This window comes from Streptomyces sp. NPDC002835 (genome assembly GCF_053591995.1).
This window is the reverse complement of the sequence record NZ_JBSFUW010000001.1, coordinates 167,773-182,825: the sequence shown is the minus strand read 5'-3', so window position 1 is coordinate 182,825 and position 15,053 is coordinate 167,773. Positions and strand designations below refer to the sequence as shown.

Genomic DNA, 15,053 nt, shown 5'->3' with positions numbered 1-15,053 from the left:
CCGTTTACGCGCCCGTGTACGGGCCCATTGCCGGACCGGGGCGCGGGCCGTTGCACGCAGGTGGACGCGTGCCCCCGGTGACGCCGCCAGGCATCGGCGGAGACGTCGGTCCCGGACGGAGGGCCGGCGTGAACGGCCGTGGCTTACGGGCCGTTCGCCTGCGTGGCGGACGCGCGCCGACGGCAGAGGCAGCCACCTTGCGGCGGCGGGCTGACGCCCTGTTCGGGCCGGGTCCGCAGGCCGTGGGCGGGGAAGCGGGAGCGGCTGCGGGCGTGGCGTCCGGACAGGCTGGGACCGGCCCGTCCTCGCCCCCCTCCACGCTGGTGTCCGCACGCCCACCCACGCCCCTCGGGGGGCGGCGGGCGGGGGCGGGCACCGGTCCGGGGCGAAACGGCTCCGGCGGCCGGGTGCGAGCGGCCGGGGCGGGCAGGCCATCGGAACCGGTCGGCGGGGCACGGCCGCCTGTGGTGCCTGCGGGCGACGGCCAGGGCGCGGCAGGAGCGGCGCCTGTGGTGCCCGGCGGCGGTGCCCGTGGCCCGGGCCCGGCAGGAGCGGCCGCGCCCGACACGGACACGGGGGCGGCAGCGGACACGGGGACACCGGGGGACAGGCCGCTCCCGCGCTTCCGGCTCGCCCTGCGTGACCGGCTGCCGGTGTGGGTCCAGCTCAGGTGCGGGCTCGAGCCGAAGACGCTCGCCGCCCTGGCCGTCGTCCTCGTGGCGGCGGCTGTCTTCGCGGCGCAGCACTTCTGGTCGGGCCGGCCGCAGCCGCTGCAAGCCCCGGAGCTGGTTCAGCACGGCGCTGCCCAGCCGCGGTCCGGGCCGGCGGCGGATCCGTCCCCGTCGCCGGGGCCACCGGTCACCGGACCGGAGCGGGCTGCCGCGATCGTCGTCGACGTGAGCGGCAAGGTGCGCCGGCCCGGAGTGCTCGAACTGCCCGCTGGTTCGCGGGTCGCCGACGCGCTCGCGGCGGCCGGTGGCGTCAAGCAAGGCACCGACCTGACGGGGCTCAACCGGGCGCGGGTGCTGATGGACGGTGAGCAGGTCGTCGTCGGCGGCCCGGCCCCGCCGGCACCGGGCGGTTCCGGCACGGGGTCGGGGGCAGGGGCCCCTGCCGGGCCGATCAGCCTCAACTCGGCCACGGCGGACCAGTTGGAGACGCTGCCCGGAGTGGGACCGGTGCTCGCGAAGCACATCCTCGACCACCGCACGCAGAACGGCGGCTTCCGGTCGATCGACGAACTGCGCGACGTCAACGGGATCGGTGACCGCCGGTTCGAGGTGCTGCGGAATCTGGTGCGGCCATGACCGGGGTGCCGGTCCACGCCGGGACGGGACACCGGCCGGGCGCGGCCGACCCGCGTCAGGAGGGCCCGACCGATCTGCGGCTCGTCCCGCCCGCGCTGGCCACCTGGGTGGCGTCGGCCCTCGCGCTGGGGGCGCCGGGCCACTGGACGGCAGTTGGTGCGGCGGCCTGTCTCGCCGCTGCGGCACTGCTACCGCTGTGGGCGGCAGTCACACGGCGTCGTCGGGACGGTGGGTTCGGCGGGACCCACCGGGGCGGCGTCCGTCGGGTCGGCCGCGGTGGTGGGGGCGGTGGGGCCGGTTCGGCAGGCTCCGTGGGGCCGGCCGCCTCACCGGGGTCGGCGCGCACTGCGGGAAGCCGTCCGGGGCGGTGGCGTCCGGGTGCCACGGCGCTCGCCGCCGCGTTGGTGTGCGCCGCTGCCGGTGCCGTGTCCGCCGGGCTCCACGGGGCGGATCTGCGCCGGGGGCCGCTGCCCGGCCTGGCCGAGCGGCACGCGCGCGTCACGGTCGAGCTGACCGTCACGTCCGACCCGCGGCCCACCAGCTCCAGGGTGGTGGGCGACCGGACGGCTCCCACGACCCTCGTACTGAACGCGGAGGCGACACGGGTCACCGTGCCCGGGGGTGCCGTCACCGCGACCCGTACGCCCGTCCTGCTCCTCGTGTCGCCCGGCGAAGAGGAGAGACGGCCTGGCTGCGGCTGCTGCCCTCCACACGGCTGACCGTGGGCGGGCGACTCGCCCTGCCGCTGCGCACGGACGACCCCTTCGCCGCCGTGCTGCGAGCCGACGGCGGCCCTCCACGAATCACCGCCCCGCCGACCGCCCTGCAGCGCACGGCCGGCGACCTGCGCGCCGGACTGCGCGAGGCGACGGACGGCCTGGCCCCCGACGCCCGCGCGCTGCTGCCGGGACTGGTCGTCGGCGACACCTCACGCATCCCCGCCGACCTGCAGGGCGCGTTCGAGGCGACGGACCTGACCCACCTTCTGGCCGTCTCAGGAAGCAACCTCACCATCGTCCTCATCCTGCTCATCGGACCGCCCGGCAGAGCGCTGCTGGCCGAACGGCGCGGGCTGGCACCCCGCCTGGGCATCACGCTGCGCGGAACGGCACTGCTGGGCGGGGTGCTCACGCTCGCCTTCGTGGTCGTGTGCCGACCGGAGCCCAGCGTGCTGCGGGCGGCCGCCTGCGGGCTCATCACCCTGCTGGCCATCGGCACCGGCCGGCGCAGATCGCTGGTCCCGGCGCTGGCCGCCGCCGCTCTGCTGCTCCTGCTGTACGACCCGTGGCTGGCCCGGAGTTACGGCTTTCTGCTCTCCGTCCTGGCCACCGGCGCCCTACTCACCATCGGACCCCGCTGGAGCGAGGCGCTCCAGCGGCGCCGGGTCCCTCCCAGGCTCGCCGAGGCGCTGGCCGCGGCCGCCGCCGCGCAGGCGGTCTGCGCCCCGGTGGTGGCCGTGTTCGCCGCCAGGGTCAGTCTGGTCGCGATCCCCTGCAACCTGGCCGCCGAACTGGCCGTGGCCCCGGCGACGGTCCTCGGGTTCGCGACCCTGGCCGCGGCGCCCGTCGCCATACCGGTCGCCGAGCTGCTGGCCCGCTGCGCCGGGTGGCCCGCCGGCTGGATCGCTTCCGTGGCGCGCGCCGGGGCGGCCCTGCCGGGCGCCCAGATCGACTGGCCGGGCGGCTGGCGCGGCGGGCTGCTGCTCGCGGCACTCACCGTGGCGGTGCTTCTCGTCGTCCGAAGGCTGACGCGGCATCCGTGGGCGACCGCACTCTGCGCGCTCCTGCTCGTGCTCGTCGTGGTGCGCCCGGCGCCGCTCACCGCGAGACTCACCGGCTGGCCGCCTCCCGACTGGGCACTGGTGATGTGCGACGTGGGCCAGGGCGACGCCATGGTGCTCGCGGCCGGAGACGGCGCGGCCGTAGTCGTGGACGCGGGGCCCGATCCGCAGCTCACCGACCGGTGTCTGAGCGAACTGGGCGTCACACAGGTGCCGTTGCTACTGGTCACGCACTTCCACGCCGACCATGTCGCCGGCCTCACCGGGGTGCTGCGCGGCCGGTCGGTCGGCGCCATCCAGACGACCACCTTCGAAGAACCGCGCTGGCAGGCCGAGTTCGTACGGCGTACGGCGGCCGCGGCCGAAGTGCCGGTGATCCAGGCGATACCGGGGGAGCGGCGCAGGACGGGACAGCTCACCTGGCGGGTCCTGGGGCCCGACCTGTCACGGGGCCCCGGCCCGGAAGGCCCGAACGACGCCAGCGTCGCACTGCTCGTCCGGGCCACGGGCGGCCTGTCGATGCTGCTCCTCGGAGACCTCGAACCACCGTCCCAGCGGCGGCTGATACGGGCCCACCCCGCGCTGCCCGCCGTCGACGTGCTCAAGGTGGCCCACCACGGATCGGCCTACCAGGACCCCGGCCTCCTCGCCGGAGCCAGGCCCCGGCTGGCGCTGATCTCCTGCGGCCCGGACAACCCGTACGGACACCCGGCACCCCGTACGGTCGGCGCGCTGCGGGCCCAGGGAGCGCTGGTGCTGCGCACGGACCGGGACGGAGCGATCGCGGTGACGGGCGCCGGGTCCAGCCTCCAGGCGGTGGCCCGCGGCGCCGCCTGACCGGGACCGTGAAACGGCGGAGGGGCCGAGGGCCCCGGCCCGACCGCCGAGGGCTCGAGCCTCGAAGGAGGGGGCCGCCGGACGGTGGCGCGTCGGGCAGAGGTCGGAGTGGCCTCCGACCTGGGGACCAGGACCAACGACGTCTGGTGGGGCGGTGGAGGCGGTGGGCAGACTGCATGTATGAGTACACCTCCGTCGACCCCGTCCGCCTCGAGCCCGTCCCCGCCGGCCTCCGCCGCGAAGGCGCCGCCTGCCCCTTCGCCGCAGGACGTCGACGCGTACCTCGCGCGCATCGGCGCCGGGCGGCCCGAGCGTGCCGACGCCGACGCGCTCAGGGACCTTCAGCTGAGGCACCTGCTGTCCGTGCCGTTCGAGAATCTCTCCGTCCATCTCGGCGAGCCCCTCGTACTGGCGGACGGCCCGCTGCTCGAGAAGATCGTCGGCGCCCGGCGCGGTGGGTTCTGCTACGAACTCAACGGGGCCTTCGCCGCGTTGCTGCGCGGCCTCGGCTTCGGTGTGACGCTGCTCCAGGCCAGGGTGTTCGGCGACGGCGGGCGGCTGGGCATCCCGTACGACCACCTGGCGCTGCGCGTGGAGACCGAGGACGGTACGGGGCCCTGGCTGGCCGACGTCGGGTTCGGTGACCACAGCCACCATCCCCTGCTCCTCGACAAGCGGGGCGACCAGCCCGATCCGGCGGGGACGTTCCGTCTCGTCGAGGCGGGCGACGGGGACCTCGACCTGCTCCGGGACGGCAAGCGGCAGTTCCGGCTCGACACCAGGCCGCGTGAGCTCGCCGACTTCGAGGCGGGGGCCTGGTATCACCGGACCTCGCCCGCGTCCCACTTCACCAAGTCGCTGGTGTGCTCCGTGCTCACAGCTGACGGGAGGATCACCTTGAGCGGTCGCAAGCTCGTCACCACCGTGGGCGGGGAGCGCCAGGAGCGGCCGCTGGAGACCGACGAAGAGGTGCTCGCCGCCTACCGGAAGCACTTCGGCCTCGAACTCGACCGAGTTCCGGAGGTGCGGGCGGCGGCGAAGGACTGACACCGCGCCTCCAGGCCGACGGGGGTAACGGAGACGTACATCGGGCCACCGGCACAATATTGCGGTGAGCGATGTGAGACATGTGCTGGTGCTGCCCGACCGTGACGCCGCCGAGGAGGTGGCCGAGACGATCGGCGACCGCTTCAAGGTGCCCGAGGAGCCCCAGCTGGTACGGGACGCGCTGGCAGGCGAGGACGACGCCGAGGACGCGCAGTGGCTGGTGGTCGTCGAGGACCCGGACGGCAGGCTGGACGCCGCCGAGCTCGACGACTTCGTCGCCGCCTGGGACGGGTGGCGCGAGGCGCACTGACCTGCCGTACCGAGCCGCGTCGGCCGCCCGTGCCCGGGCGCACCGACCGTCCGCCGCTCATGCGGCACGCGTCCTCGGCTGCAGTGCCGACCGGACTGGCTGCCCGTGCCGACCGGACTGTCGGTGGCGCGTGGGATGCTGGAGCGCGATGGCCACCAAGAACTCGACCGACGATCCGCTCGCCCCCGTCACGCTCGCCGTGGGCCAGGAGGATCTGCTTCTCGACCGCGCCGTCCAGCAGGTCGTGGCGGCGGCGCGGGCCGCCGACGCGGACACGGACGTACGGGACCTGACCGCCGACCAGTTGCAGCCCGGCACGCTCGCCGAGCTGACCAGCCCGTCGCTCTTCGCCGAGCGCAAGGTCGTGGTCGTGCGCAACGCGCAGGACCTGTCCGCCGACACGATCAAGGACGTGAAGGCGTATCTGCTCGCCCCCGTCGAGGAGATCACCCTCGTCCTGCTGCATCCCGGCGGCGCCAAGGGCAAGGGGCTTCTGGACGCGGCCCGCAAGGCGGGGGCGCGCGAGGTCGCCTGCCCCAAGACGACCAAACCGGGGGAGCGGCTCACCTTCGTGCGCTCCGAGTTTCGCGCGGCGGGCAGGTCCGCCACGCCGGAGGCGTGCCAGGCCCTCGTCGACGCCATCGGCAGCGATCTGCGGGAGCTGGCCTCGGCGGTGTCGCAGCTGACCGCGGACGTCGAGGGCACCATCGACGAGGCGATCGTCGGCCGCTACTACACGGGCCGCGCGGAGGCGTCCAGCTTCAACGTCGCCGACCGGGCGGTCGAGGGCCGCGCGGCCGAGGCGCTGGAGGCACTGCGCTGGTCCCTGTCGACCGGTGTCGCGCCCGTGCTGATCACCAGCGCGCTCGCGCAGGGCGTGCGGGCGATCGGCAAGCTGTCCTCCGCGCGCGGCGGCCGGCCGGCCGACCTGGCGCGGGAGCTCGGTATGCCGCCGTGGAAGATCGACCGCGTGCGCCAGCAGATGCGCGGCTGGACCCCTGACGGTGTGGCGATGGCCCTGCGTGCCGTGGCGGCGGCCGACGCGGGCGTCAAGGGCGGCGGCGACGACGCGGAGTACGCGCTGGAGAAGGCCGTCGTGACGATCGCGACGGCGGCACGCTCCCGCCGCTGAGCCCTTCCGGGCCGGGCGCGCACCGCCCGGGCCTCACTGCACCCCGCCCTTGTGCTGTCCGCCCACGACGAAGGCCCCGGGCCAGTCGTCCTGGGGAAGGACGGTGGCTCGGGGCCTTCGCTTCAAGCTTGGTGCGCCGCACCCGCGTGGCGAACGCAGGCCGCGTGCGGCGCCAAGGGTGCCGGTCAGGAGCGGATGAGAGGGCCCACTTGATCCCTTCCGGCGATCACATCAGTGCTCAGCCCTGAAGGGTGGCAACCTTGGAAGCCAGCGCCGACTTCTTGTTGGCGGCGGCGTTCTTGTGGATGACGCCCTTGGAGACGGCCTTGTCCAGCTGGCGGGAGGCGGCACGGGCCGCCACGGTCGCCTGCTGGACGTCGCCGGTGGCGACAGCCTCACGGGCCTTGCGGATCGCGGTCTTGAGCGAGGACTTGACGGCCTTGTTGCGCAGGCGCGCCTTCTCGTTCGTCTTGTTCCGCTTGATCTGGGACTTGATGTTCGCCACGAAAGAGCCTTTTCAGGATCGATGATCTTCGAGTTCGTGTCCCTTCCCCGCGGCCCGTCGGACCCGAGAGGTGTGCCCAGAGAGGGAGGGCACGAGACACAGCTGCTCAGGCTACCAGTCGCCGCACGGACGGCCCAAACCGAGCACAGTCCCTTGCGCGTGGGACCATGGAGCCTACGTATCGATCCGACAGCGACCCGAGCCGCGCCCGAGTCGAGCTCACCGACCCGGCGTCTGCCAAAGAATCAGGACCCTGCGTGCCCGCGACTCCTACCAACGTGCCCGAGCCGAGCCGTACCGACCCGGCTCTGATCCGCAACTTCTGCATCATCGCGCACATCGACCACGGCAAGTCGACCCTTGCCGACCGGATGCTCCAGCTGACAGGTGTGGTCGAACAGCGGCAGATGCGCGCTCAGTATCTCGACCGGATGGACATCGAGCGCGAGCGTGGCATCACGATCAAGTCCCAGGCGGTCCGGCTGCCCTGGGCCCCCAATGAGGGAGAGGACCAGGGCAGGACCCACATCCTCAACATGATCGACACTCCCGGGCACGTCGACTTCACCTATGAGGTGTCCCGGTCCCTCGCCGCCTGCGAGGGCACGGTCCTGCTGGTGGACGCGGCCCAGGGCATCGAGGCCCAGACTCTCGCCAACCTCTACCTGGCGATGGAGAACGACCTCAAGATCATCCCCGTACTGAACAAGATCGACCTGCCGGCCGCCCAGCCGGAGAAGTTCTCCGAGGAGCTGGCCAACCTCATCGGCTGCCAGCCCGAGGACGTGCTGAAGGTCTCGGCGAAGACCGGTATCGGCGTGGACGCGCTCCTGGACCGGGTCGTCCGCGACGTCCCGGCCCCGGTCGGCGTCAAGGACGCCCCCGCCCGCGCGATGATCTTCGACTCCGTATACGACTCGTACCGCGGCGTCGTGACGTACGTCCGTGTCATCGACGGCCAGCTCAACAAGCGCGAGCGCATCAAAATGATGTCGACCGGCGCCACCCACGAGCTTCTCGAGATCGGCGTTTCGTCGCCCGAGATGACGCCGGCCGACGGCATCGGCGTCGGCGAGGTGGGCTACATCATCACCGGCGTGAAGGACGTCCGTCAGTCCAAGGTCGGTGACACCATCACCAGCAAGGACAAGGGCGCCACCGAGGCCCTCGGCGGGTACAAGGACCCCAAGCCGATGGTCTTCTCGGGCCTCTATCCGCTGGACGGCTCCGACTACCCCGACCTCCGCGAGGCGCTGGACAAGCTCCAGCTCAACGACGCCGCCCTGGTCTACGAGCCGGAGACCTCCGCGGCCCTCGGCTTCGGCTTCCGCGTCGGCTTCCTCGGCCTGCTGCACCTCGACGTCGTCCGTGAGCGCCTGGAGCGGGAGTTCAACCTCGAACTCATCGCCACCGCGCCCAACGTGGTCTACCGCGTGATCATGGAGGACGGGAAGGAGCACACGGTCACCAACCCGAGCGAGTTCCCCGAAGGCAAGATCGACAAGGTCTTCGAGCCGGTCGTCCGGGCCACGATCCTCGCTCCCAGCGAGTTCATCGGCTCGATCATGGAGCTCTGCCAGAACCGCCGCGGCACCCTCCTCGGCATGGACTACCTCTCCGAGGACCGCGTCGAGATCCGCTACACGCTCCCCCTCGCCGAGATCGTCTTCGACTTCTTCGACAACCTGAAGTCCAAGACCCGCGGTTACGCCTCGCTGGACTACGAGCCCACCGGCGAGCAGGACGCCCAGCTGGTGAAGGTCGACATCCTGCTCCACGGCGACCGCGTCGACGCCTTCTCCGCCGTCACCCACAAGGACGCCGCGTACGCGTACGGCGTACGGCTCGTCGCCAAGCTGCGCGAGCTGATCCCGCGCCAGGCGTTCGAGATCCCCATCCAGGCGGCCATCGGCTCCCGGGTCATCGCCCGCGAGACCATCCGCGCGATCCGCAAGGACGTCCTCGCCAAGTGCTACGGCGGTGACATCTCCCGTAAGCGGAAGCTGCTGGAGAAGCAGAAGGAAGGCAAGAAGCGGATGAAGATGGTCGGCTCCGTGGAGGTCCCGCAGGAGGCCTTCATCGCGGTGCTGTCCAGCGACGAGAGCGGCAAGAGCAAGAAGTAGCCGTCACGTCCCCACGAGGTGCGAAAGGCGTCCGTCCCCTGCCGGGACGGGCGCCTTTCGGTCTTCCGGAACCTCTCGGACAGATGCATGCTTGTCGCATCGATCCACTGCTCCAATCGGTGGATCCGCGTTCCGTTCGTTATCAAGCGGCAGCCCGCAGGCACTTACGCGCCGATCGAACGGGCTTTACCCTGAGCACGGCTCGATGGTTACTCGCCAGTTAAACAACCAGCCCGTCGTGCAGTGCTGCCGCCGGCCCGGAGGACGTCGTGAGCGAAACCCAGACCCTGATCGAGAACCGGCCGCCTTCGGTGGCCACCCTCTTCACCGAGCGCGTGGCAGCCACGCCGGACGGCGAGGCCTACCGCTATCCCGTGCCGCCCGCATCCGGCTCCGGACCCGACGACTGGAAGTCCCTGAGCTGGGGACAGGCCGCCGAACGGGTCTTCGCCATCGCGGCCGGACTGATCGACCTCGGGGTGGGCCCCGAGGAGCGGGTCGCGCTCGCCTCGTCCACCCGGGTCGAGTGGATTCTCGCCGACCTCGGCGTGATGTGCGCCGGCGGCGCCACCACCACGGTCTACCCGTCCACCAACGCCGAGGAATCGGCGTACATCCTCTCCGACTCGGAGAGCAGGGTGCTGATCGCGGAGGACGTCTCCCAGCTGGCCAAGGCCCGTGAGAAGCGCGCCGAACTGCCCGAGCTGAAGCACGTGGTCGTCATCGACCCGGCCGGCCTCGAGCCGGACGCCGCCGACCCGGAGGGCTGGGTCGTCTCCCTGACCGACCTCGAGGCGCGCGGCGCGAAGTACCTCGCCAAGCACCCGGACGCCGTCAAGGAGCGGGTCGCGGCGATCACCTCCGACCAGCTCGCGACGCTCATCTACACCTCGGGCACCACCGGCCGCCCCAAGGGCGTACGGCTGCCGCACGACAACTGGTCCTACATGGCCAAGGCCATCGCCGCGACCGGCCTCGTCACCAAGGACGACGTGCAGTACCTCTGGCTGCCGCTCGCCCATGTCTTCGGCAAGGTGCTGACCTCCGGACAGATCGAGGTCGGCCACGTCACGGCCGTCGACGGCCGCGTCGACAAGATCATCGAGAACCTGCCGGTCGTCCAGCCGACGTACATGGCGGCCGTGCCCCGCATCTTCGAGAAGGTCTACAACGGAGTCGCGGCCAAGGCCCGGGCGGGCGGCGGCGCCAAGTACAAGATCTTCCAGTGGGCCGCCGGCGTCGCCCGCGAGTACGCCAAGGCCACCCAGGACAACTTCCGCCGCACCGGCAACGCCACCGCGCCCTTCGGCCTGACCGCCAAGCACAAGGTCGCCGACGCCCTCGTCTACTCGAAGCTCCGTGAGGCCTTCGGCGGCCGGCTGCGCGCCGCCGTCTCCGGCTCCGCCGCGCTCGCGCCCGACATCGGCTACTTCTTCGCCGGCGCCGGCATCCACATCCTGGAGGGCTACGGCCTCACCGAGTCGAGCGCCGCCTCCTTCGTCAACCCGGGCGAGGCCTACCGCACCGGCACGGTCGGCAAGCCGGTGCCCGGCTGCGAGGTCCGCATCGCCGACGACGGCGAGATCCTGCTGCGCGGCCCCGGCATCATGGAGGGCTACCACAAGCTGCCGGAGAAGACGGCCGAAGTCCTCGAGTCCGACGGCTGGTTCCACACCGGAGACATCGGCGAGCTGTCCGCCGACGGCTATCTGCGGATTACGGACCGCAAGAAGGACCTGATCAAGACCTCCGGCGGCAAGTACATCGCGCCGGCCGAGGTCGAGGGCCAATTCAAGGCCGTGTGCCCGTTCGTCTCCAACATTCTGGTGCACGGCGCGGACCGTAACTTCTGCACCGCGCTGATCGCCCTGGACGAGCCGACGATCCTCGGCTGGGCCGAGGAGAACGGCCTGGGCGGCAAGAGCTACGCCGAGGTCGTTGCCTCCCCGCAGGCCGAGCAACTCATCGAGGGCTATGTGAAGCGCCTCAACGAGGGGCTCCAGCGCTGGCAGACCATCAAGAAGTTCCGGCTGCTCCCGCGTGACCTGGACATCGAGCACGGCGAGCTGACGCCCAGCCTCAAGCTGAAGCGCCCGGTCGTGGAGCGCGAGTACAAGAACCTGATCGACGAGATGTACGCGGGATCCCGCGAGGCCTAGGGCCTCTCGTTCGGATCTTGCCGGGCTCGCGTGCCCTGGCACCGCACCTCGCTGCGTTGTCGTCAGTCGCCGACTCCCCCGTAGCCCTTCGGGCACGGGAGGTGCCCCCACCGCGTGGACTCTCCCCCTGCCTTCGGCGGGGGGACCCCCATCCTCCGCCTTGCGATGTACGGCACCAGACCCCGCTCACTGATCCGGCCTGATCCAAACGAAAGACCCTGGCCGCCATGGTGTGACCCAGGGGCGGGAGCGCGGAAGCAGCCCTCGGCGGACCGGACAATGTCAGGTCCGGCGGGCCTTCCGTCGCTCCCGCCCTGCTCTTTTACGCGGTCCAGGCCGTTTCGTTCCTGTTTCGTTCCCCCGACTTCGGTGACTCGGCGCTTATGGGCGCCCTCGGTCTGTCACGCTGTCGGTGTCATGAGCGGCGCACGCCAGCACCGACCAGGAGCCGCAGGTGGGGTCCATTCCGATGCAGCGCGAAACCGGCAACCGATCGACTTCCGTGTGGCCGGCCCGGTCCGACGCCGGGCCGGCCGGGCGCACCAGCCTGCCCGGCAACCTCCTCGCCCCGGCCGCGGGGCGCCGCTTCGTGCGCGACGCCGTCGCCGAGTGGACAGCGCTGGGGCTGCTCACGGCCGGCCGCCGCGCGGACCGGCTCGCCGACGACGCGGCGATCGTCGTCAGCGAGCTGGTCACCAACGCCGTCGTGCACGCGGGCACCGCGGCCGAACTGCTCTGCCGCTTCGAGGAAGCGACGCACGAGCAGCCGGCCGCGCTGGTGGTCGAGGTCTCCGACCATCACCCCGCCAGCGGCGTGAGCGGCGGCACGCACAGTGCCGACCAGTCGGGCACCCCCGACTACGGCCGCGGTCTCCACCTCGTCGCCTCCCTCGCGGAGCGCTGGGGCGTCACCTTCCACGCCGCCCTCAAGACGGTGTGGGCCCGTTTGCCGCTCGACGGCCGTGAGACCCTGCCGCCGGCCGCCGCGCCACCGGCCCCGTCCGTACGCCGGGACGCGAACGGCGCGGAGCAGGCCAGGCGCCGGCGCGCCGGGCGGGACGACCTGGAGTGGATCAGCCGCGGCGCGCCCGCGTTCCTCGCCGAGGCGTCCGACCTGCTCGCCGGCCAGCTCGACGAGGACCTGGTCGCGGCGCTCGCGGGTCAGCTGCTGGTGCCACGGCTCGCCGACCGGTGCGCGATCTGGCTCGACGGCGAGAGCGGGGGACACGGGCACGGCCACGGAGCCGGACGCGGCGGGCGCGGGGCGGCGCCGCGGCTCGTGGGCGTATGGCACAGCGACGAGTCGTGCGTGGAGCCGTTGCGCGAGGCGCTGGGCAAGGAACCGCCCCCGCTGCCGGACACGCCGGACGGTGGTCCGGTGCGGGTGCGGTGGCCGGACCCTCCGCCGGTGGACGCGACCGCCGTGCCGGCGCCCGCCGGTGTGTCCGGGCGCGCCGACGCGACGGCCGCCCGGCGCGAGGACGCGGATGCTGCGGGGGCTCGCCGGGCCGACCTGGGCCATCCAGCCGTCGAGCACGGTCTCCGGGCCGCGGACGGCAGCGCGTCGGGCGGCGCCCTGCCCGGCACGGAGCCGGCCGCCACGGCCGCCGCGCTGGCCTACCCGCTGAGTGCCGGAGGCCGTCGGCTCGGCGCACTGGTGGTGGCGCAGAGCGGGGAGGAGGACGTACCCGCCGAAGTCGCCGCGCTCATCGAGGACTTCGCCCGCCGGGTCGCCCTGGCCGTCGGCGCCGCGCGCCGGTACGCCCGGCAGGCCACCATCAGCCGGGTCCTGCAGCGCGGCCTGCTCCCCAGCCGGGTCGGGCAGATCCCCGGCGTCGACACGTATCTGGTCTACGAGCCCAGCGACGACGGGGTGGCGGGCGGCGACTTCTACGACGTCTTCCCCGCCGGCTCCGGCGGCCGCTGGTGCTTCATGCTCGGCGACGTCCAGGGCAGTGGTCCCGAGGCCGCCGTCGTCACCGGACTCGCCCGGCCGTGGCTGCGGCTGCTGGCCCGTGAGGGCTACGAGGTCGGCCAGGTCCTCGACCGGCTCAACGGACTGCTGCTCGACGACGCGTTGGAGGCGGCGGAGGCGACGGCGCTGCTCGCCACCGGCGGTCACGGGCCGAGCCTGCCGGAAGGCCGGCACTCCCGCTTCCTCTCGCTGCTCTACGGCGAGGTGGTCCCGTCGGCGTCCGGCGACGGCGGCGCCCGCTGCACCCTGGCCAGCGCCGGGCATCCGCTGCCCCTGCTGCTGCGCCCCGACGGCACCGTCCGCGTCCATGCGGAGCCGCAGGTGCTGCTCGGCGTCGTCGACGACGTCGCGTACCAGAGCCACACCTTCGACCTCGAGCCCGGCGACACCCTGCTGTGCGTCACCGACGGGGTGACCGAGCGGCGCTCCGGCCCCCGGATGTTCGACGACGAGGACGGTCTGGCGGCGATCCTGTCCGAGTGCGCCGGGCTCACCGCGCAGGGCGTAGCGGAACGGATCAGGACGGCGGTGCACGCGTTCGCGCCCACCCCGCCGGGGGACGATCTGGCCCTGCTGGTGCTCCAGGCGGGGTGGCCTCGTGGGTGACGGACAATGGGGGCATGCCTTCCGTACTGCCTGACGGCGAGCTCATGCCCGAGGACGGCGCGCTGCCCGCGTCCGCCCTGCTCGGGGCCGAAGCCCGGCCGCTGGCCTTCTATCTGCACGTGCCGTACTGCGCGACGCGCTGCGGCTACTGCGACTTCAACACCTACACGGCCACCGAGCTGCGCGGCTCCGGCGGAGTGCTCGCCTCCCGTGACAACTACGCAGAGACCCTCGCGGACGAGGTCCGCCTCGCCCGCAAGATCCTCGGCGACGACCCGCGGCCGGTGCGGACGGTGTTCGTCGGCGGTGGTACGCCGACGCTGCTGGCGGCCGGTGATCTCGTACGGATGCTGGACGCGGTCCGGCAGGAGTTCGGCCTCGCGGACGACGCCGAGGTGACCACGGAGGCCAATCCGGAGTCCGTCGACCCGGCCTATCTGGCGGCGCTCCGGGAGGGCGGCTTCAACCGGATCTCGTTCGGTATGCAGAGCGCCCGGCAGCACGTGCTGAAGGTGCTCGACCGCACCCACACCCCCGGCCGGCCCGAGGCGTGCGTCGGCGAGGCGCGGGCGGCGGGCTTCGACCATGTGAACCTCGACCTGATCTACGGCACGCCCGGCGAGAGCGACGACGACTGGCGGGCCTCGCTGGACGCCGCGGTCGGCGCGGGACCGGACCATGTCTCCGCGTACGCGCTGATCGTCGAGGAGGGCACGCAGCTCGCGCGGCGCATCCGCCGCGGCGAGGTCCCCATGACCGACGACGACGTCCACGCGGACCGCTATCTGATCGCCGACGAGGTGCTCTCCGCCGCCGGCTTCGACTGGTACGAGGTCTCCAACTGGGCCACCACGAAGGCCGGCCGTTGCCTGCACAACGAGCTGTACTGGCGCGGAGCCGACTGGTGGGGCGCCGGCCCGGGGGCGCACAGCCATGTGGGCGGCGTGCGCTGGTGGAACGTGAAGCACCCCGGCGCGTACGCCGCCGCGCTCGCGGAGGGCCGCTCGCCGGGCGCGGGGCGCGAGATCCTCGCGGACGACGACCGCCGTGTCGAGCGGATCCTGCTGGAGCTGCGGCTGCGCGAGGGCGTCCCGCTGGCGCTGCTGCGCCCGGCGGGCCTGGCGGCGGCCCGCAAGGCCCTCGCCGACGGCCTGCTGGACCCCGGCCCGTACGAGGAGGGCCGCGCGGCCCTGACCCTGCGGGGGCGGCTGCTGGCGGACGGGGTGGTCAGGGACCTGGTGGACTGATCACTCGCCGGAGTGAATCGGTGCG

9 protein-coding genes and 1 pseudogene are annotated in these 15,053 nt (G+C 72.9%); 9 read left to right on the top strand and 1 reads right to left on the bottom strand.

The annotated features are described in order from the left end of the window. Positions 1 to 512: 512 nt before the first annotated feature. The 5 genes and pseudogenes from ACWD01_RS00865 (at position 513) to holA (ending at position 6,413) form a co-directional block, all read left to right on the top strand. Positions 513 to 1,307, top strand: coding sequence for a helix-hairpin-helix domain-containing protein (locus ACWD01_RS00865; RefSeq protein ID WP_451156686.1), 795 nt, complete (start codon positions 513 to 515; stop codon positions 1,305 to 1,307). Then, a pseudogene (locus ACWD01_RS00860) lies at positions 1,304 to 3,924 on the top strand (ComEC/Rec2 family competence protein). The gene ACWD01_RS00865 and the pseudogene ACWD01_RS00860 overlap by 4 nt, the downstream one beginning before the upstream one ends. Positions 3,925 to 4,104: 180 nt before the next feature. Beyond that, positions 4,105 to 4,971, top strand: a complete 867-nt coding sequence (locus ACWD01_RS00855; protein WP_451156684.1) for an arylamine N-acetyltransferase family protein — start codon at positions 4,105 to 4,107, stop codon at positions 4,969 to 4,971. Between the two features lie 64 nt (positions 4,972 to 5,035). Beyond that, positions 5,036 to 5,281 carry a hypothetical protein gene (locus ACWD01_RS00850; protein WP_451156682.1) on the top strand — a complete coding sequence of 82 codons (246 nt, stop codon included), beginning with the start codon at positions 5,036 to 5,038 and terminating at the stop codon, positions 5,279 to 5,281. Between the two features lie 148 nt (positions 5,282 to 5,429). Beyond that, on the top strand, positions 5,430 to 6,413 hold the full coding sequence (gene holA / locus ACWD01_RS00845; protein ID WP_451156680.1) for a DNA polymerase III subunit delta: 984 nt from the start codon (positions 5,430 to 5,432) through the stop codon (positions 6,411 to 6,413). Between the two features lie 238 nt (positions 6,414 to 6,651). Here the strand turns inward: holA and rpsT are convergent, their stop codons facing one another. Then, complete coding sequence (gene rpsT, locus ACWD01_RS00840; RefSeq protein WP_356889904.1) at positions 6,652 to 6,918, bottom strand: 30S ribosomal protein S20; 267 nt, start codon at positions 6,916 to 6,918, stop codon at positions 6,652 to 6,654. Between the two features lie 257 nt (positions 6,919 to 7,175). Here rpsT and lepA point away from each other — a divergent pair, with 257 nt between their 5' ends. The 4 genes from lepA to hemW all read left to right on the top strand — a co-directional run bounded on the left by lepA (position 7,176) and on the right by hemW (position 15,028). Further along, positions 7,176 to 9,041 carry a translation elongation factor 4 gene (lepA, locus tag ACWD01_RS00835; protein ID WP_356889906.1) on the top strand — a complete coding sequence of 622 codons (1,866 nt, stop codon included), beginning with the start codon at positions 7,176 to 7,178 and terminating at the stop codon, positions 9,039 to 9,041. Positions 9,042 to 9,310: 269 nt separating this feature from the next. Then, the gene (locus ACWD01_RS00830) at positions 9,311 to 11,200 is read left to right on the top strand and encodes an AMP-dependent synthetase/ligase (protein ID WP_451156677.1); all 1,890 of its coding nucleotides are present in this window, start codon (positions 9,311 to 9,313) and stop codon (positions 11,198 to 11,200) included. Positions 11,201 to 11,669: 469 nt separating this feature from the next. Then, positions 11,670 to 13,781: a SpoIIE family protein phosphatase gene (locus tag ACWD01_RS00825; protein ID WP_451157333.1), complete on the top strand. Its 2,112-nt coding sequence runs from the start codon at positions 11,670 to 11,672 to the stop codon at positions 13,779 to 13,781. Between the two features lie 14 nt (positions 13,782 to 13,795). Beyond that, positions 13,796 to 15,028 (top strand): radical SAM family heme chaperone HemW, encoded by a 1,233-nt coding sequence (hemW, locus tag ACWD01_RS00820; RefSeq protein ID WP_451156675.1) that lies wholly within the window; start codon positions 13,796 to 13,798, stop codon positions 15,026 to 15,028. Positions 15,029 to 15,053 lie beyond the last annotated feature (25 nt).

What these genes read in the sequence shown, in the direction of transcription:
- ACWD01_RS00855 (WP_451156684.1), top strand. Translation starts at nt 4,105, where the DNA reads ATGAGTACACCTCCGTCGACCCCGTCCGCCTCGAGCCCGTCCCCGCCG.
- hemW (WP_451156675.1), top strand. Translation starts at nt 13,796, where the DNA reads ATGCCTTCCGTACTGCCTGACGGCGAGCTCATGCCCGAGGACGGCGCG.
- ACWD01_RS00825 (WP_451157333.1), top strand. Translation starts at nt 11,670, where the DNA reads ATGCAGCGCGAAACCGGCAACCGATCGACTTCCGTGTGGCCGGCCCGG.
- holA (WP_451156680.1), top strand. Translation starts at nt 5,430, where the DNA reads ATGGCCACCAAGAACTCGACCGACGATCCGCTCGCCCCCGTCACGCTC.